Consider the following 19,292-nt stretch of genomic DNA (forward strand, 5'->3'; position numbering starts at 1 on the left):
TGACTATATCAATAGGAACAGAAAGTGGACTCTCACAATCGGTTGGATTAACACCTATTGCCTGAACATAGTATCTTCCTGATTGAGCGACTGTTGTACGTATTAATTGATTGCTATTTGATTGCTGAATAGGTGTAACCAAATCAGGATCTTTATACCAGGCATACTCATCTGCATTTCCATCAGTATTGCTTGACTGCAAAATAACCTGATCCCCATTTTGACATATAGTTGTTCCGTCACCTACTTCTGTAATTGTAGGTGTGGCAGGTATTGGATTAACTGTAATTGTCGTAATTGAGCTATTTTGGGTAAGACATGGACCATTATCCACTACTGCTCGGTATTCATAAGTCCCCTCCGTTGCTAATACTTCATTGAAGGTAGTATTTCCATTATTACCAATATCAACAAAACCACCACCATTGAATTGTCTTTCCCAATTCAGTATAGTTCCTCTACTACCAGTTAATGTTATTACTCCAGTATTATCTCCTTCACAAATGTCATTATCTGGACCAGTCGTTCCTCCTTGAGTTGTTCCAAAAATAGTAACCGTGAAAGTTCTGTAATTTGAAGGACATGTTGGAGCAGAGGAATAAATTCGCCTTACTCGAATTGTTCTTGTCACTGAGGTGAATGAACCTCCAATATTAAAATCGGCTGTTATACTATTACCAGTAGTGGCGTCTAAATTGACCCCACCTCCTCCGGTACTACTCCATTCGTACTCTATAGCACCTCCAAATGGGTTATTGCCTGGGGCTCCAGCTACTGAAAAGGTAACGTTATTGGTGTTGTTACAAATAGGTGATGTTCCTGTTATTACACTAGGTTGGGTAAGGTCTTCTCTTATTGTAAGAGAAACAGGGACGGCCGAACTTTCACAATTTTGTGAACCAGTATTTGATACATATAAAGCCCAAACAGTGAAATTCCCTGGAATGGAGGTATTTATCGATCCTGGGGAATAGCTTCCTACAGGCAATGTATTTGTTGCAGTATTAGTGATAAAAGTACCAACAGTACCCGCATTGTCTTCATACCATTCAACATGGTCAATCGGTGCTACAGGTATATTTATCTGAAAGTCAGGCAAAGCATCACCCGAACATATAACTCTATCAACAGGAGTTGGGTCCGGAGGTTTTGGGGCAATAACAATATCAAATGTCCTAGAAATAGGATCAGAACTAGCATAATATGGAGGACCTCCCAATGGTGATGGTACTGTACCAGGGCCATATATATTAAAGGTCATAGGGGCCTGATTTGGATTCAGACCGCCATCAGCCACGTTGTCATCAAAAGGATTACACGTATTCCAACTTCGCATAGTTACAGTGAATACTTCTCCTACATTAGCTCCTGTAGCAGGCATAGTAATGTCATCAGAAATACTATTAGGTAGTAATACATTTGCCGGTAAATACTCTGGAACACCATATATCGGTAATTCAGAGTTATCATAAAACACACCATTAATACTAATCTTTTCGGCATCTGGAGATGCCAGACCACCGGTTGTTATTGAACTTGCAGTACCATAAACCCATTGTACCCACCTTGCCTCGTTATTCTGATTAGCTGGAACAATCTCAAAGGGGTCGGTACAGTTGAATGTACTAGCATCTTCAATCACCACTGCAGCATTATCATCTAAACAAACCTCAACCGTTTCGCCAATTTCTACTCCAGTAGAACCAGCACTTTGATTTATATCATGATTTCCAATATTTGCATTTGATATATCATCCCAAACTATTAAAGATTGATCTAAATTAGTTGTTGTGTTACCGCAAATTGGCTTACCCAAAATTAATAGTCTCGCTCTAAGGTTATAAGTACATGCTAATCCATTTTTAGGATAAGTATACGTTCCTGTCGCTATATAACCATTACCATCCCAAGTTGCATTTACTATTGTAGTATTGCCAGGGTCATTATCAAGATCCCATAAAAACAGTATCCTATAACCATTAGCTGGAGCTCCAACATCCTCAGAGGGAAATCGAAATTTTACTGTCCAAAGGAGATCTCTTGGAGAACACTTATTTGAGACTGGAAAGAAATCCTGGAAATTACTAGTAACATCAGAACAATTCCATATAGTTTGCCCAAAAGCAATATTTCCAAAACCAACAAATAAGAGAACTAACGTTAGACGGGTGTATATATTCATTCCAAGTAAAAAATCAATATTGACTTAAGCTGATAAAACTAACAATAATCTTAGTAATTAATAATTAGTTTAAATAATTAATCTATTTAAACTAATCTTAGCTTTAATATGAATTTGGAAGCAGTAGTAACCTTATGCACATACACTTTCAGCCATTTTTGTCAGTTTTTCTTTTTTATTGAATAATTAAGAAGGTTCATTTAATAAAATCAAGTTATTCTAATACCTTTGCATCCCATAAGTTAAACAACAAAATCACAGCTAAATCAACTTATGGCCTCTGCTAAATATATTTTCGTTACCGGTGGGGTAACATCTTCTCTCGGAAAAGGTATCATCTCTGCTTCTTTAGGTAAGCTACTTCAAGCCAGAGGCTATAATGTAACCATACAAAAGTTTGATCCTTATATTAATATCGATCCGGGCACATTAAACCCCTATGAACACGGTGAGTGCTTTGTAACAGACGATGGCGCTGAAACTGATTTGGATTTAGGACATTACGAGCGATTTCTTAACTCACCCACATCTCAAGCCAACAACGTTACAACCGGAAGAATCTATAATAATGTGATTACCAAGGAAAGAAAAGGTGAATACCTTGGCAAAACTGTACAGGTTGTACCACATATTACTGATGAGATTAAACGCAACATCTATCAGCTGGGTGAAAGTGGCGAATTTGATTTTGTAATCACTGAGATTGGAGGCTGTGTAGGTGATATAGAGTCATTGCCGTTTATTGAGGCCGTAAGACAGGTAAAATGGGATGTTGGGATTAATAACTTTTTAGTAATTCATTTAACGTTAATACCTTATCTAAGCGCGGCTAAAGAATTAAAGACCAAACCAACTCAACATTCTGTTAAACAACTCTTAGAAGCGGGTATTCAGCCAGATATACTTGTGTGCCGATCTGAAAGGCACCTCCCTCAAGATATAAGAAAGAAGCTTGCCTTGTTCTGTAACGTGCATATCAACTCTGTTATAGAGGCATTGGATGCAGAAACAATTTATGATGTACCGATACTAATGCGAAAAGAGAAGCTGGCAGAAAGGGTATTATCAAAGTTAAAAATCAGCAATAAAGAAGAGCCTAATCTTGACCAGTGGAAAACATTTTTAGGAAAACTCAAAAACCCAACCGATGAAGTGGAAATTGGGTTAGTTGGCAAGTATGTAGAGTTGCCAGATGCATATAAATCAATTGTAGAGTCATTTATTCACGCTGGAGCATACAACGAGTGTAAAGTAAATCTGCATTGGATATCTTCTGAATCTATAACCTCAGATAATGCCAAAGAACTTTTGGGTGAGTTGGATGGGGTTCTGGTTGCACCAGGCTTTGGTGAAAGGGGTGTTCCGGGTAAAATTGAAGCAATAAAATATGTTCGTGAAAACAATATACCATTCTTCGGGATTTGTCTGGGAATGCAGTGTTCTGTAATAGAATTCTCTCGAAACGTACTAAAGATTAAAGATGCCTCTTCAACAGAAATTGACCCGAAAACCAAAAATCCGGTGATTGATTTGATGGAGGATCAGAAAAAAGTAACCGATATGGGTGGAACGATGCGATTAGGTGCTTATCCTTGCAAACTGAAAAAAGGAAGTAAGGTATACGGAGTTTATGGAAAACAAAATATCAGTGAACGACATAGACACCGTTATGAGTTTAATAACAAGTACTTAGAGGCAATAGAAAAAGCTGGTATGAAAGCTACAGGTATAAACCCTGAAACAGGGTTGGTTGAAATTGTTGAGTTAGTGGATCATCCGTGGTTTATTGGCACTCAATATCATCCAGAGCTAAAAAGTACGGTTCTTAATCCGCACCCTTTATTTGTAAAATTTATAGAAGCAGCAATCGTTAAGAAAAAATCATAAAATAATTCTTAGAAATGGATAAAAATCAAGCTACAGGCTTAATACTTATAGCCTTAATGCTCATAACGTACTTCACGTTTTTTAAGCCAGAAGTACCGCCACAAGAAGAACCAATTGCTCAGACTGAAGAAGTAGAGAAAAGTTTAGACATGCCTGATTCGGCTGCTATTAGTCCTGCGCCAACTCTACCTGATTCATTATTGGATGAAGAGAATCGAACTAAATATGGCGTTTTCGCTCCAGGAGCTAATGGCGAAAGTACCTTAGCAGTGCTTGAAAATGAGTTAGTAAAACTATCTATCGACACAAAAGGTGCTAAGATTACCGAAGTGCTTCTAAAGAATTTCAAATCGAAAGATGACCAGCCTGTTCGTTTGATAACTGAAAAAACCAATGAGTTTTCGACCCTTATAACTTCAATGAGTAAATCCATTGATCTAAATGAATTGTATTATTCCTCCAGTTCTTCAAACAGTTCTGATGGCCAGACCATTACATTTTCATTGAACCTTGGAAATGGGAAATCGGTAAGTCATCAATATTTTCTTGCTCATGATACCTATGAAGTAGATTACAATCTTAAACTCACTGGGTTAGATGGTGATGTTACAAAAGATGAGATTCTGTTCAACTGGAATGAGCAGATGATTACCCAGGAGAAAGATGTGGAAATGAGTAGAATTAATTCTACTGTTAACTATTATACTCTTTCAGATGGTTTTGATGAGTTGTCCGAGCGATCCACTGAATACGAGGAAGAAATTGTCAATGAATCTATAAAGTGGTCTACAATTAAGCAGCGATTCTTCCTTTCTGCAATTCTCGCAGAAAAGAGTTTTTCAAAAGGAAAGTTCTCAACAGATGTTGATTTAAACAACCCTGAAATGGTTAAAAATGCTAAGGTATCACTTAGCATACCTAAGGAAGATATTACGACTAGTGAAGGTGGTAATTTTACCTACTATTTTGGTCCAAATGATTACCACATTACAACTGAATTTTCGGAAGGTTTTTCTAAAAATTTATGGTTAGGGTATCCTCCTATGCTTTGGGTGAACAAATATGTAATCATCCCATTATTTGACTTACTAAATAACGTACTTGACAACTATGGATTAATCATTATTCTAATTGTTTTGGTTATCAAGCTGGTATTATCACCACTTTCGTACAAGTCGTATTTATCAATGGCAAAAATGAAAGTGCTTAAACCTGAGCTCGATGAAATAAAGGAAAAGCACGGTGATGATATGTCTAAGGCTCAGCAAGAGCAAATGAAGCTATATCAGCAAGTGGGAGTAAATCCAATAAGTGGTTGCGTGCCAATGCTTTTACAAATGCCTATTCTACTGGCCATGTTCTACTTCTTCCCTCAGTCCATAGAATTAAGAGGTGAAGGGTTTTTATGGGCCGATGATTTATCAAATTATGATTCCATCATGAGTCTGCCATTTGAAATACCTTTTTATGGAGACCATGTAAGTTTGTTTGTGTTGCTCATGACAGCTTCTACAATACTTATTACCTACTCTCAACAGCAAGTAAGTTCCGTGCAAGGGCCTATGAAATCTTTGTCTTACATGATGCCGGTTATTTTCATGTTTGTGCTTAACTCCTACCCAGCGGCACTGAGTTTCTATTACTTTGTTTCCAATATTGTAACGTTTGGACAACAGGTGTTGATAAGAAAGTTTGTTGATGAAGATAAAATAAGAACCATATTGGATGAGAATAAGAAAAATGCGGGTAATAGAAAGAAGTCTAAATTTCAGCAGAGACTTGAAGATGCTATGAAAGCCCAGGCAAAAAAGAAAGGCAAAAAATAGTATTCTTTAGCCATATAATACGAATGAAAGTAGCCCTCTAAATGAGGGCTTTTCATTTTATTTATTTGGAATCACTTTGCTCTTACATAATTCAATTAAACTTATATCTTTGTAGCCCTTAATTAATAAAGGAATGATTCCTAAAAATGCCTGAAATTGCAGCATTCAGATAGTAAAAAGCTCATTAACAGCCTATTAATGCGACTATAAAACTTCTAAGGAATCAACATAACTAAAACTTAAAAACTACTTCGTTAATGACTAAAGTACTAGCCATTGCAAATCAAAAAGGTGGAGTTGGTAAAACTACCACTGCCATCAACCTTGCCGCCAGTTTAGCAGCTTTGGAATTTAAGACACTTATTGTAGATGCTGACCCACAGGCGAACTCTACATCAGGGGTAGGGCTTAATCCAAGAGAAGTAGAAAATAGCATCTATGAATGCATGGTAGATGGTGTAAGTGTAAAGAAAGCCATCAATAAAACAGATATTGAGTTTCTGGACATTTTACCTTCGCACATCGACCTTGTGGGTGCTGAAGTAGAAATGGTAAGTATTGATAGGCGCGAAGAAAGAATGAAGGACAGTCTGAAAGAAATTAGAGGCGAATATGATTTTATTATCATAGACTGCTCGCCTTCATTGGGGTTGATAACTATTAATGCGTTAACTGCTGCTGATTCCGTTATAATTCCGGTACAGTGCGAATATTTTGCTTTGGAGGGCTTGGGTAAATTATTGAACACAATAAAAATCATCCAAACAAGGTTAAATAAACAGTTAGAAATTGAAGGGATATTGTTAACCATGTACGATGTAAGACTAAGGTTGTCTAACCAGGTGGTAGAAGAAGTTCAAACACATTTTAAAAAGATAGTGTTTGATACCATCATCCCTAGAAATATAAAGCTTAGTGAGTCGCCAAGTTTTGGTGTGCCTGCTATTGCGCACGATGCAGAGAGTAAGGGTGCCGTAAGTTATTTAAACCTGGCTAAGGAAATACTTACCAAAAACGGCATATCATAAGAATTAAAAGATGTCAGCAAAAAGAAAAAATGCGTTAGGAAGAGGATTGGGTGCTTTACTTGATGATTCTCCTTCAATGGATAAAAACATTAAAACAGGTGATTCCAATGAAATAGGTTCTATCAGTGAAATCAGACTTGATGAAATTGAAGTGAACCCTTTTCAGCCTCGAACTCACTTTGATAAAGAAGCACTGCAAGAACTTAGCGAAAGCATTAAGGTGCAGGGTATTATCCAGCCAATAACAGTAAGAAGGTTAAGTAAAGGCAAGTACCAACTTATATCTGGTGAGCGCAGGTATCAGGCATCAAAATTAGCAGGATTAGAAGCCATTCCGGCCTATGTTCGTACTGCTGACGATCAGCAAATGCTGGAAATGGCACTTATTGAAAACATTCAAAGAGAAAACCTTAATGCGATTGAAATTGCATTAAGTTATCAGAGGCTCTTAACTGAATGTAACCTAAAACAAGAGGAGTTGGGTGATAGGGTTGGCAAAAACAGGACTACCGTTACTAACTATTTAAGGCTTCTTAAGCTACCTCCGGATATTCAGGCCGCTATCCGAGACAAACGAATATCTATGGGGCATGCACGAGCACTAATTGGCGTGGAAGATGTAAGTGTTCAGCTCGACATATTCAAAAAAATCATTAGTCAGGACTTATCAGTAAGAAAAGTAGAAGAGCTGGTTCGAACTGAAGCTAGCACACAAAAAGTTGGTGCTAAAGAACCACAAGAAACCAACAAAGAGATAATAAATTTACAACATAAGCTCACCTCCCACTTCGGAACAAAGATTCAGGTAAAGTCAGATGGTAATAAAGGAGAAATCAAAATACCCTTTGTCTCCGTAGATGACTTAAATAGAATTCTTGAGATTTTAGATGTCTGATGAAGAATCTTACGCTATTTATTTTGTTTTTAATTTTCTGCATTGACGCTTTTGGTCAACTATCACCACCATCAGTTATTTCTGACTCTACCAGAAATAACGATGAGATTATTGTGGAAAGTGATAAAGAAGTGAATATTGAAGAAATTGAGACCTATGCGGATAAGTTTGTTCCTAGAAAAGCCTCGTTGTATTCAGCTATTTTTCCGGGTGGTGGACAAATTTATAATAAGAAGTATTGGAAGCTGCCCATTGTTTATGGCGGACTTATTTTCTTAGGTGCCACTGCTAACTTTTACCATAATGAATATACTGATTTTAGGGGTCAACTATTTCAGCTTTTACAAGATGATAATTTCACACCCCCATCAGGTGCTAATGAAGAGCAATTGAGATCGGCCATTGACAAAGCGAGAAGAGAACGTGATTACTACATGATTTTAACCGGCATTTTCTACTTGCTTCAAATTCTGGATGCTCATATAGACGCACATTTAAAAGAATTTGAACTCAATCCTGATTTAAGGGTTTCAATCGACCCTATGTTGGAAAGAAATCAATTCTCTCGAACTAGTTTTAATACGGGCCTGAGCCTTAAATTCAAATTCTAATGAATATTCTCCTTATTGGCTATGGAAAAATGGGCAAAGAAATTGAAGCCCTTGCTTTAGAAAGAAATCATACAATCGTTGGAAAAATTTCAAAAAACAACACTTCAGAATTATCAAATTATAATTCTAAAAATACAGATATAGCCATTGAATTTTCTGAGCCTGAATCTGCATATGAAAATTTGCTGTATTGTGTGACCCAAAACATTCCGGTTTTAAGTGGCACCACGGGTTGGCTTCACAAAAAGCAGGAAATTGAACAGCTAACAATAGAAAAAGGAAGCACATTCTTTTATGCCTCTAATTATAGCATAGGTGTGAATTTATTCTTTCAGTTGAATAAGCAGTTAGCGAAGCTAATGAGCTCACAAAAGCAGTATCAGGCTTCAATAAAGGAAATTCATCATACCCAAAAAAAAGATGCCCCAAGTGGGACAGCTATTACTTTGGCGGAAGGTATTATAGAGAATAGTGATTATTCTGACTGGTCGTTAGAAAAAAAAGCAAACGAAATACTACCAATAGAGGCAATAAGAAAAGACCCAGCCCCTGGTACACATACTATAAAATATACTTCTGAAATAGACGATATTGAAATTACGCACACGGCACATTCAAGAAAAGGCTTTGCCATGGGAGCAGTATTAGTTGCAGAGTGGTTGCAAGACAAAAGAGGTGTGCAAAGTATGGCTGATTTTCTAAAAGATTTAAAAATTTAAACAGTGTTGTAAGGAAATTGCAAACTATAATACTAGTGTCAAAAACATACAAACTATGAATTGGAAATTCTGGGAAAAGAAAGAGAAAAAGGAAGAGAAGCCTAAATCAAAAGTAAGAGAATGGGTAGATGCCATCACCTTTGCTGTAGTAGCCGCAACACTTATCCGATGGTTGATTATGGAAGCTTTTACCATCCCTACTCCTTCTATGGAAAAATCACTTTTGGTGGGCGACTTTCTTTTTGTGAGCAAGTTCCACTATGGTACGCGTACTCCAAAAACGCCTTTACAGGTGCCTTTAACACATCAGAAAATTTGGTTAACAGACATTCCTTCTTATGTAGATTGGATTCAGTTGCCTCAATACAGGCTTCCAGGGTTTACAGACGTCAAGCAAAATGATGTAGTCGTGTTTAATATTCCGCCTGTTCATCTTAACGAGGGCATCGATTATCCAATAGACCTTAAAACCAACTACATTAAAAGATGCGTAGGCCTTCCTGGAGATACATTAAAAATTGAAGATCAGCAGATATTTATTAATGGCAGTCCAGTTGAGAATCCGGATCAGATGCAATATTCATACCTCGTGTTTTCAACGAATGCGCTGAGCCAGCGTGTATTGGATAAGTTTGACATACCGGAAATTCAGCTTTTATCAAATGACCCACCTGTACAGCTACTTTACTTAACAAGTGAGCAGGTAGAGGGGTTAAGCAAAGAATCTTATGTAAAGGAAATACGACCGGCCTCCAATAATCCATTTAAACGATTTGAACCTTATAATCAGGGTGAACTTGATCAGGGTATTTTTCCGAATGACCCCGAGTTATTCCCATGGAATGCCGACTGGTATGGCCCGATAGTGATGCCTGAAGAAGGAATGACCATTCCTATTAACAGAAGCACACTTGCCACTTATGGTGATGCCATTACTCTCTATGATCATACTGAAAATGCTGTGATTAGAGATGGGAAATTGTTTTTAGATGGCAATGAAGTTACTGAATATACCTTTAACCAGAATTACTACTTTATGATGGGTGATAACCGCCATAACTCACTGGATTCTCGTTACTGGGGTTTTGTACCTGAAGATCACATTGTAGGTAAGGGCTTCTTTATTTGGCTTTCGTTAGATGGCAATAAGAGTTTCTTTAATAAAGTGAGATGGACAAGGTTCTTTAATTTGATTGATTAGGATTAGTCTAAAGTTCAACGTTCTATGTTCAAAGTTTAATGTGCTTCAATTATTTAGACTATACACTTTGAACATAGAACTTAAAACCAAAGTCTACCACCTCACCTCTTCCATTCCATTCCTCTTCAAATACTCATTCGCTCTACTAAACGGTTTGCTTCCAAAAAAGCCTCTATCAGCGGCAAAAGGTGATGGATGTGCAGACTTAACGACAAAATGTTTATTGGCATCGATAATCTCTCCTTTCTTCTGCGCGTAGGCTCCCCAAAGGATAAAAACCACGTGTTCTTTTTCTTCAGACACTTTTTTAATCACAGCATCGGTAAACACTTCCCAACCCTTCTTTTGGTGAGAACCGGCTGTATTTGCTCGCACTGTTAATGTGGCGTTAAGTAATAAAACCCCCTGCTCAGCCCAGTGTTCCAGGTTTCCTGATTCTCTAATTTCAATCCCTAAATCAGATTTTAATTCTTTAAAAATATTCAACAAAGAAGGCGGTTTTCTTATACCATCAGCCACAGAAAAGCACAATCCATTCGCCTGCCCAGGGCCGTGGTAAGGGTCTTGTCCGAGAATTACTACTCGTGTGTTATCAAAACTACAATGATCAAATGCATTAAAAATGAGCTTACCAGGTGGGTAAACAGTATGAACCATGTATTCGCTTTTTACAAACTCTACAAGGCTTTTGAAATACTCTTTTTCGAATTCATCCTTTAACCTATCTTTCCAAGAGCTCTCAATTTTTACATCCATATTCTTTAGTATTCCAATATTTTACATTTAAATTTAAAACTAATCGATAAATTGGGGTGTTTAAATAATATTGATGGATAAAATGGTCACTGAAATTACTGCGGGTGTGAAGGTCAGTGTAGAAACTGAGTACCAGCCGGCTTATTCAAGCCCAAGTCAGTACCATTATGTTTTCACCTACCGTGTTACAATTGAAAACCAAAGCGATAGTACACTACAATTGCTTAGAAGAAAGTGGGAAATTTATGATGCTGCCCTCTCCATGAGAGAAGTAGAAGGTGAAGGAGTTGTTGGTCAGCAACCTATTTTAGAGCCTGGTCAATACCATCAGTATGTTTCAGGTTGTAACCTTAAATCGGGCCTCGGTAAGATGAAGGGTGAATTTATTATGGAAAAACTCGTTGATGGCAACCGGTTTAGTGTAGCCATACCTCAATTTACCATGGTGGCACCTTTCAAACTCAACTAATTTCCGGATTTGTCATTTCTACACCAATTCAAAAGCCTTATTTCTTATTGGCTGAACGAAGAAAATGAGCACTCGTTGCATAGCCCATTTGTATATGATTTATTTCAAAAATTAATTAAGCAGAAGCATGTTGCAAAACCGTGTTATCAAGAAATTGAGCAAATACGAACACAGTTTATTAACAGTGATAAAGAAATAGAGCTGACAGATTTTGGTTCAAAGTCAACACTAAATGCTTCCAACAAAATATCAACTATTGCTTCGCGAGGCATTACCAGAAAAAAATATTGTCAGTTTTTAGACCGGTTAGCTGATTATTTAGAAGCCAAAAATATAATTGAACTGGGCACCTCGTTAGGCATAAATACACTTTACCTGAGTTGTGAGCCATCAAGAAAGGTTGTAACATTTGAGGGGAGTGCATCGCTTGTGGCGATAGCTCAGGCTGTTTTTGAAGGTAATAACCGAAGTAACGTAACTGTTGTTGAAGGTAATATCAATAACACACTGCCAAAGTATATGCACCAGGCTTCCGATATTGATTTAGTGTTTTTTGATGCGAATCACACCTATGAAGCCACTCTGAATTACTTCAACCTTATTCAAAAAAGATGCAATGATAAAGCATGTTTGGTTTTTGATGATATTCATAGAAATGCTGAAATGGAAAGGGCCTGGAATGAGATAAAAGAAAAATTTGAAGTAACATTAAGCATCGATCTATTCCAATTTGGATTAATCTTCATTAATCCGGAGATAAGAAAGCAAGACCACATTTTAACTTTTTAAGTTATCAATACCAAAAAGAAAATTATATGGACTTGTGTAGTGCTGATCTTCCTTTTTTATGGGTTGCCTAACCTGATAAATTTCAAAGAAAGGCGTCATTTTAGTACTACTTATCATTTGGAAGAAGCTAAGAATCAAAACCTCTCGCCTACCAAGAAATTTACAACTGTTAATGCAAGCGATTTTTATGATCGGAGCAGGTTGGTTGAGGTATTATTTGGAAGTCATTACAGAGACGTTTGGAGCACACAAGTATCACTCCCAGTATTGCATCGGCTTGATACGTTTTATTTTCATAAAGTGGGTGGTGGTATGCAAACTACCAGCATAGAAGTGAGAGACCGTGAGAAACGGAGCTTTACCTTACGCACGTTGGATAAAGATCAGGGTAAAGTATTGCCTGACTGGCTCTACCCTTCTGCATTAAGATTGTTATTACGAGATCAGACCTCAGCACTGAACCCATTTAATTCAGAAGTGATTTCCGGGTTGTCAGAGGCACTTGGTATTTTTCATACATCGCCACGGATAGCATATGTTCCTTATAACCCTAATTTTCATGATAGTATCAACTACTTTCTTGCTGGCAAGGCGGTTCTGTTTGAAGAAGAACCAGGATCCAAATGGAAAAATAGGCCCAGGTTTAATAATCCTAAAGATATTTTGAACACGGAGGAATTATTTGACCTTCTTACTGGAAAGAGCAACAATTTTAAATTTGACACAGTGGCCTTCTTACATTGCCGCCTTTTTGATTTGTTAATTAGTGATTGGGATAGGCATAGCAGGCAATGGAAATGGGTTCTGGAGTCTGATTCATTAGGTCAAACCATAAAGCCATTTCCTATTGACAGGGATATGGCATTTTGCCGATTTGATGATGGGTTAGTGAATACCGTGGTCATTGCCCTTACCAATAAATTCAAGTCCTTTAGAAAAGGGGAAAGCATTTTTAGCATAGCAGTGAAAACTAATGAATTAGACTCAGCATTTTTAAAAGGGTTGTCCAAATCTGATTTCAGCAGCACATCCATGAAGATCAGAAATACCTTGAATGATTCTATTGTTCAAGCCATAATTAAGGAAAAGTACCCTGAGGAAGTTTATAATCTAATAGGAGAAGACCATACAAACGTGTTGAAGAGTAGGCTGGAGTTGTTAGATTCTGCTGCTATTTTATTCAAAAATCAAATTGAATTGATGTAAAATACCTAATTCTGGGTATTGTGCCTATCTAATTTAAAAGATAAGTTACATCCTAAAAAGACATGTTCTTTGTAAACAAAAATGTAAAAGTAATTAATTGGATTCGCGACTATTATGAGGGCAAAGTAAACACAATTCCATACAGTGCCAGTGAGATAGAAAGGGCTATTAATTACACAAAAAAATACAGAAGCGATTATCCTGACGAATTAATTGAAAAACTACGAACCGTTAAGGTAATGCTAGATAATTCCTAACTATTTGATATAAACCGTTTTTATATTCACGAACTCTTTAATTCCAAAAGCACCCAACTCCCTGCCAAACCCACTGCCTTTTACACCTCCAAATGGTAGTCGAGGGTCAGATTTTACAAAATCATTCACAAAGCAACTGCCCGATTGAATTTCTTCTCTTGCAATTTTTTTCCCTCTCTCGATATTTTTTGTAAAAACAGCCGCTCCAAGTCCAAAGAAACTATCATTGGCAATACTAATGGCCTCTTTTTCGCTACTGGCTTCAATAATACTGGCAACAGGGCCAAAAAGCTCTTCATGATATGCAGGTGAACCCCATTTCACATCTGTTAATACTGTTGGCGCATAATATGCACCTTTACCATCTTTTAGCTCCCCGCCCATTAATAAAGTGGCGCCCATTTCTATGCTTTTAATCACCTGATCGTGCAGTTCATCCCGTAAATCTTTTCTAGCCATCGTACCTAAATTCACATCGTTAAAAGGATCGCCAAATGTATATTGCTTCATATTAGAAACCACCTGTTTTTCGAATTCCTCCTTGATGCTACTCACTACTATAAACCGCTTGGCTGCAATGCAGCTTTGGCCATTATTTATCAATCTACTGGTTACACATGTTTTAGCCGCTAGTTCAATGTCCGCATCTTCCAGAACTATATAAGGATCGCTGCCGCCTAATTCCAACACCGATTTTTTAATATTCTTACCTGCTATAGATGCTACCGATTTACCCGCAGGGGTACTACCTGTTAAAGTAACAGCCTGAACATGTTCATTGCTTATTACGGATTCAACCTGATCTGAATTGATGATGAGAGTTTTAAATAAGTCTTTAGGAAAACCTGCTTCAGTAATTACATCTTCTATGGCCAATGCACAGCCTGTAACATTTGAAGCATGTTTTAACACCGCTCCGTTGCCGGCCATTAAAGCCGGAGCCAAAAATCTAAATACCTGCCAAAACGGAAAATTCCAGGGCATTACTGCTAAAACAACCCCTAATGGTTGATATGATACGAGGCTCTCGGTAGCGTCTGATTCAACATGAATATCCGCAAGCATTTCCTCCCCCTGTTCTGCGTAATATTCACAAACCCAGGCACACTTTTCAATTTCACTTTCGCCATCCTTGAGCACCTTTCCCATTTCAGATGCCATTAATTGGGCATAATCTGACTTACGCTTTCTTAAAATTTCTGCGGCCTTTACTAAACATAGGGCACGCTCAGAATACGAAACCCTGCGCCAGCTTTCATAAGCCAAATGGCTCTTAGAAATATATTCCTTTACTTCTTTGGAAGTATGTTCATTATATTCCTTTATAACTTGATCCGTTGCCGGATTGATTGATTTAATGCCCATAGTATCATTTTAGTAAATGCACCCAACCTTTACAAGTAGTTTCATCGGAAATAACAGCTTCGTAATAATATAAACCAGCAGGCTCATTTCCACCATTCCAATTATCTTCGTAATCTTCATTTTCATAAATTAACCGCCCCCATCGATTATAGACTTTAAGGCTTACCTGTGTAGCTGAAATAATCTCAAATACATCATTCTCGCCATCCTTATTAGGTGTAAATACATTTGGCACCTTAATGGTATTAATTTCGATCAGTTCACTCTTCTCATACACACAGAACTCTTTCCTACCTATCAACCTAACCTCATAGGTTCCATCTTGCTCGTAGTTGTAAACAAATTTTTCCAAATCTGAGGTATTTCCATCGCCCAAATTCCATTGATATACATCACCCTCATTTATATCGCTTGTATTTGTTAAGCCAATTACCGACCTACTAAAACAGTCTGTTTCTTTGGTGAAAGTAAAATCTACATCAACTCTTGGCACTACTTCTACCCGAACTGTATCGGTGGCATTACAGCCTAAATCATCTGTGATGGTTACATTGTATACTGTAGTTACTTCCGGGCTTACCTCCGGACTTTTTTCTTCAGATTGAAACGTAGCATCTCTACTTATCCAGAAATAGTTGACTCCGCCATTAGCGTTGAGTTCTATAGAGCTTCCTTCACAAATTGCCTGGTTATCGATTACAGTAAAAGCTGGTGTATTTACTCTAACATTAACAGAAGTAATATCCTCGCCTATGCAGGTAGTAGGGTCGATCGCCTTTAACGTTACGCGATAGAAACCTGCACGTTCATATTGATGAAAAAAAGTGGCCGTATCTGATGTATTGATAAAAGTACCATCACCTAAATCCCATTGATAATCTACACCTCCTATACTTAAATTCTGAAAGGCTATTTCATCAGGAAAGCAGATATTTTCAATACCCGGTTTATCTAACGTAATACTGTTAGTTCGAATACGAGCTCTTAATGTGGCTAAATCGAATTTAAAAGCTGCGTTATTACAATTAAGACTATTATTAGTGTCAGACCAAGCACCTTCGGTAGTTGGAAAATCAGAAACACCTCCGCATCCTGCGCAAACGGCATGGTATACGAAACCTCTTTTATCAAAACGACTCGTTCCACCATCCACATGCGTATTAGATTGATTACCTCCCAGATAAGTGGCATATAATAAGCTGCTGAGATCAGAAGAAATGGTCATTAAATAAAAGTCGGAGCCACTGGTTACTGACTGAAATGCATCATTGGTGATGGGCATATTTGTAGTGCCTCCACCGATGTATGGTGTCCCATTTGTACCACCACCCCAACCACTGATATAGATATTGTCGCAATCATTAACTAAAAATGCTGTAGGCGAAATGTCAGGATCATCACCAGGGGCTCCAAATTTGGTAGAAGCTATTAAACTCGTTAAATCGCTATTCCATTTCTGAATAAACTGGCCACCTCCGGAAGTAAAGACACCACCCACCACTGGAAACGAGCCGGCAGATTGCCCATACGTGTAAATGTTATCATCAATATCTAAATCAACAAAATACAGTTGATCGTATTGTCCGGTACCTATGTAAAAACCTGTGTCCAAGGCGTAAGTAGTCCCATCAATAATGGCCAGCCAACCATTGATATTACCAAAACTGGTGGATGAGAAATTAGCATGGTTATTCGCAATGTTTGATGATTGAGTGCCGCCTCCAAATATTATTTTGCCTGTACTGCTTTCCTTAACTGTATAAGCAGCATCCATGCCACTTCCTCCAAAATAAGTTGAAAAATTCAAGGAACTTAGATCAGGACTCATCTCAAAAATAATTGCATCGGATACACCTTGAGCATTGTTAGATTGAATTGAATTGAGAACAGGAAAATCTAATGATGATGATTTTGAAGCCACTAGAATATTTCCATTTGATCGAATGAAGATATCACCTCTCGATTGATCTCCATAATTTGCTGTAAGCGGATTACCAACAGACATTAAACCGTCATTATCACTTCCCCCAATAAAGGTGGAAGACAGTAGATTTTGGCCGTCCGTGCTTAATTTTGAAATAAAAATATCTGTGCCGTTTTCAAAAAACAGATTATCACCATCAGACCCAAACGCCAGTGATCTTTCACCTCCATTAAATGTAGAGCTAAAGGCATTATTGGTAGGGAATGATGTTGAACTTGTAACACCCATGATCAACAATTCATTATTACCGTTTACGACCATACTTTGAGGCACTTCTGAATGTTCGCCACCTAAATAGGTGGCATACAACGCATTTTGACCTAATGAATCATATTTAATAATGGCAACATCCCAGAAGCCAGAGGTACTTACCTGAAAAGCTCCAGAAGTTGCTGGAAAGCTTCCATCATTATAATGATTTGTAATACCTCCTGAATACAAGTTACTCTTGCTATCAAAAGTGGCTGTATTCCCCCAATTATCTGCCGTAGATCCTGAATAAGTAGAGAAAATGAGTGTTGGATCAATAATTAAATCATAGCATGGATCATATTTATCTATTAAATCAAAAGAGAGAATATTATTCTCCAAATGAAAAAGGCTGCGTATTTCTACTTTTTGCCCATCAATTATTTGATAGGTGTACGGCTTTGTTTCAATTACCTTACTAACTGAAGTGATTAGATTCAAATTACCCGATCCATCAATAAACGATTCACTCAAGCCATCCAACGCTATTCTAATATCTTCTGGTGTTCCATTAGGATGCACAATAAAATCATAGCGAATAGTACCTTCTGTTTTTGCATATCGATAATCGATATCTGCATAAATATCTTCAAAGACTATTTCTTTGAACTCTCTTGCTCCACTCACCCAGTTCGATTTATCTCCAAAAAAATATGAATGTAGCGTAGCTTCGGGTTGATGACCTGTTACAGTTGTATGAGGATTTGGGTTGATAAAGCTCCAGTTATAAGCATGTCCATTGACCATGTTGGATCCTGATTCATCCATTAATTTGTCAATGGCGTCATTAGTATGATGTTTGTGATAATCAAAATCCGTAAACTCATACATTAATCCAGATTTTGAGAAGAAAACCCGACCACCGGGTATATTACCTACAAACTCAAACTGCCTCGGGTATTGACCCTTATTTTCAATCAGCTTTATTTGAGCCTGAGCAATAGTTGAAATTATGAATAATAATATAAAGGTGCACCCTTTTACAGATAGCATAGAATTAGCATTTACTTGATTTTGATCCGACTAATTCAACCATAGAAATACTAAAGATACATAAGTCAGACCTCTTTTCTGAGTACTTCTAATGGCGATCTGTTGATAACACTTCTGGTATTTAACCAGCCAACAATAACCGTTAGAGCTATTATAGCAAGCCAGATATAGATAAGACTCAGATAGTCAGGCAAGAAGATCACCTCAAAAAAGAAGGTAGCCAGCAAAAATCCTGAAAGTAATGAAAGCAGCAATCCGGTTAGGCCAGCAAAAAAGCCCAGGTAAATGTATTCCAAAATGGTCATTTGTACTATTTGCTTGCTAACCGCTCCTATGGTTCTCAACAATACATTCTCGCGCAAACGTAAATACCTACTGTTTGATACTGCACCTGCCAATACCACCAAGCCTGTTAACACACTAAACAATGCCATAAATCGAATGACAAATGATACTTTATCAAAAAACTCATTAATGGTTGACAAGATGAGACTAAGGTCAATAAGCGAAACATTAGGAAACAACGCTACCAATTGTCGCTGATATTGGCTGGCCACACTTTGGGCATCAATGCGGGTGGTAAGCACATAAATTTGCGGAGCTTGTTCAAGTACTCCATTAGGGAAAACAAAAATAAAGTTTGGCGGGTCAACCGGCCAATCCACATCTCTTATTCCACTTATGTAAGTTGTGATAGGGATTCCTTGTACATCAAAAATAACAGTATCGCCAACTCCAACCTCCAAATTTTCATGCATACCCTTAGAAATAGTAACATAAATGGAATCGTTAGTAACACGTTGCAACTCACCCTCTACCAATTCTTCAGAAGTATGTATAGAGTCACGATAAGTCACTCTGTATTCTCTGGTTAT

Annotated in this window: 16 protein-coding genes; 11 read left to right on the forward strand and 5 right to left on the reverse strand. The window is 37.5% G+C overall.

Annotation, left to right across the window (positions count from 1 at the left end; all coding sequences use genetic code 11):
* Positions 1–2,182: DUF8696 domain-containing protein (locus RLO81_RS19070; protein ID WP_350115584.1), on the reverse strand; the 2,182-nt coding region annotated here is incomplete at its 3' end.
* Positions 2,183–2,455: 273 nt separating this feature from the next.
* Here RLO81_RS19070 and pyrG point away from each other — a divergent pair.
* The 7 genes from pyrG (at position 2,456) to lepB (ending at position 10,349) form a co-directional block, all read left to right on the forward strand.
* Entirely contained in the window at positions 2,456–4,069 is a 1,614-nt protein-coding gene (gene pyrG / locus RLO81_RS19075) for a CTP synthase (RefSeq protein WP_350115587.1), read from the forward strand.
* A gap of 14 nt (positions 4,070–4,083) precedes the next feature.
* On the forward strand, positions 4,084–5,895 hold the full coding sequence (gene yidC / locus RLO81_RS19080; RefSeq protein ID WP_350115590.1) for a membrane protein insertase YidC: 1,812 nt from the start codon (positions 4,084–4,086) through the stop codon (positions 5,893–5,895).
* A gap of 257 nt (positions 5,896–6,152) precedes the next feature.
* Positions 6,153–6,923: a ParA family protein gene (locus RLO81_RS19085; RefSeq protein ID WP_350115593.1), complete on the forward strand. Its 771-nt coding sequence runs from the start codon at positions 6,153–6,155 to the stop codon at positions 6,921–6,923.
* A 10-nt stretch (positions 6,924–6,933) separates the two neighbouring features.
* Positions 6,934–7,818, forward strand: a complete 885-nt coding sequence (locus tag RLO81_RS19090) for a ParB/RepB/Spo0J family partition protein (RefSeq protein ID WP_350115595.1) — start codon at positions 6,934–6,936, stop codon at positions 7,816–7,818.
* Complete coding sequence (locus tag RLO81_RS19095) at positions 7,818–8,429, forward strand: DUF5683 domain-containing protein (protein WP_350115597.1); 612 nt, start codon at positions 7,818–7,820, stop codon at positions 8,427–8,429. The genes RLO81_RS19090 and RLO81_RS19095 overlap by 1 nt, the downstream gene beginning before the upstream one ends.
* Positions 8,429–9,148, forward strand: a complete 720-nt coding sequence (dapB, locus tag RLO81_RS19100; protein ID WP_350115600.1) for a 4-hydroxy-tetrahydrodipicolinate reductase — start codon at positions 8,429–8,431, stop codon at positions 9,146–9,148. The genes RLO81_RS19095 and dapB overlap by 1 nt, the downstream gene beginning before the upstream one ends.
* A 55-nt stretch (positions 9,149–9,203) precedes the next feature.
* Positions 9,204–10,349, forward strand: coding sequence for a signal peptidase I (gene lepB / locus RLO81_RS19105; protein WP_350115603.1), 1,146 nt, complete (start codon positions 9,204–9,206; stop codon positions 10,347–10,349).
* A 93-nt stretch (positions 10,350–10,442) separates the two neighbouring features.
* Here lepB and RLO81_RS19110 read toward each other — a convergent pair whose 3' ends face one another.
* Positions 10,443–11,105, reverse strand: a complete 663-nt coding sequence (locus RLO81_RS19110; RefSeq protein WP_350115606.1) for a uracil-DNA glycosylase — start codon at positions 11,103–11,105, stop codon at positions 10,443–10,445.
* A gap of 82 nt (positions 11,106–11,187) precedes the next feature.
* Here RLO81_RS19110 and apaG point away from each other — a divergent pair, with 82 nt between their 5' ends.
* The 4 genes from apaG (at position 11,188) to RLO81_RS19130 (ending at position 13,826) form a co-directional block, all read left to right on the forward strand.
* Positions 11,188–11,574, forward strand: coding sequence for a Co2+/Mg2+ efflux facilitator ApaG/CorD (gene apaG / locus RLO81_RS19115; RefSeq protein WP_350115627.1), 387 nt, complete (start codon positions 11,188–11,190; stop codon positions 11,572–11,574).
* Positions 11,575–11,583: 9 nt separating this feature from the next.
* On the forward strand, positions 11,584–12,363 hold the full coding sequence (locus RLO81_RS19120; protein WP_350115609.1) for an O-methyltransferase: 780 nt from the start codon (positions 11,584–11,586) through the stop codon (positions 12,361–12,363).
* Between the two features lie 39 nt (positions 12,364–12,402).
* Positions 12,403–13,569 (forward strand): hypothetical protein, encoded by a 1,167-nt coding sequence (locus tag RLO81_RS19125; protein ID WP_350115612.1) that lies wholly within the window; start codon positions 12,403–12,405, stop codon positions 13,567–13,569.
* 62 nt (positions 13,570–13,631) lie between these two features.
* Positions 13,632–13,826 carry a hypothetical protein gene (locus RLO81_RS19130; protein WP_350115615.1) on the forward strand — a complete coding sequence of 65 codons (195 nt, stop codon included), beginning with the start codon at positions 13,632–13,634 and terminating at the stop codon, positions 13,824–13,826.
* Here the strand turns inward: RLO81_RS19130 and RLO81_RS19135 are convergent, their stop codons facing one another.
* The 3 genes from RLO81_RS19135 to RLO81_RS19145 form a co-directional block, all read right to left on the reverse strand.
* Positions 13,827–15,191, reverse strand: coding sequence for an NAD-dependent succinate-semialdehyde dehydrogenase (locus tag RLO81_RS19135; RefSeq protein WP_350115618.1), 1,365 nt, complete (start codon positions 15,189–15,191; stop codon positions 13,827–13,829). It abuts the gene before it with no gap.
* Between the two features lie 4 nt (positions 15,192–15,195).
* Positions 15,196–18,417, reverse strand: coding sequence for a DUF7948 domain-containing protein (locus RLO81_RS19140; RefSeq protein WP_350115621.1), 3,222 nt, complete (start codon positions 18,415–18,417; stop codon positions 15,196–15,198).
* Between the two features lie 65 nt (positions 18,418–18,482).
* On the reverse strand, positions 18,483–19,292 hold an 810-nt coding region (locus RLO81_RS19145), incomplete at its 5' end, for an ABC transporter permease (protein ID WP_350115624.1).

It is taken from the genome of Fulvivirga sp. (assembly GCF_040220315.1).
Classification (GTDB): Bacteria; Bacteroidota; Bacteroidia; order Cytophagales; family Cyclobacteriaceae; genus Fulvivirga.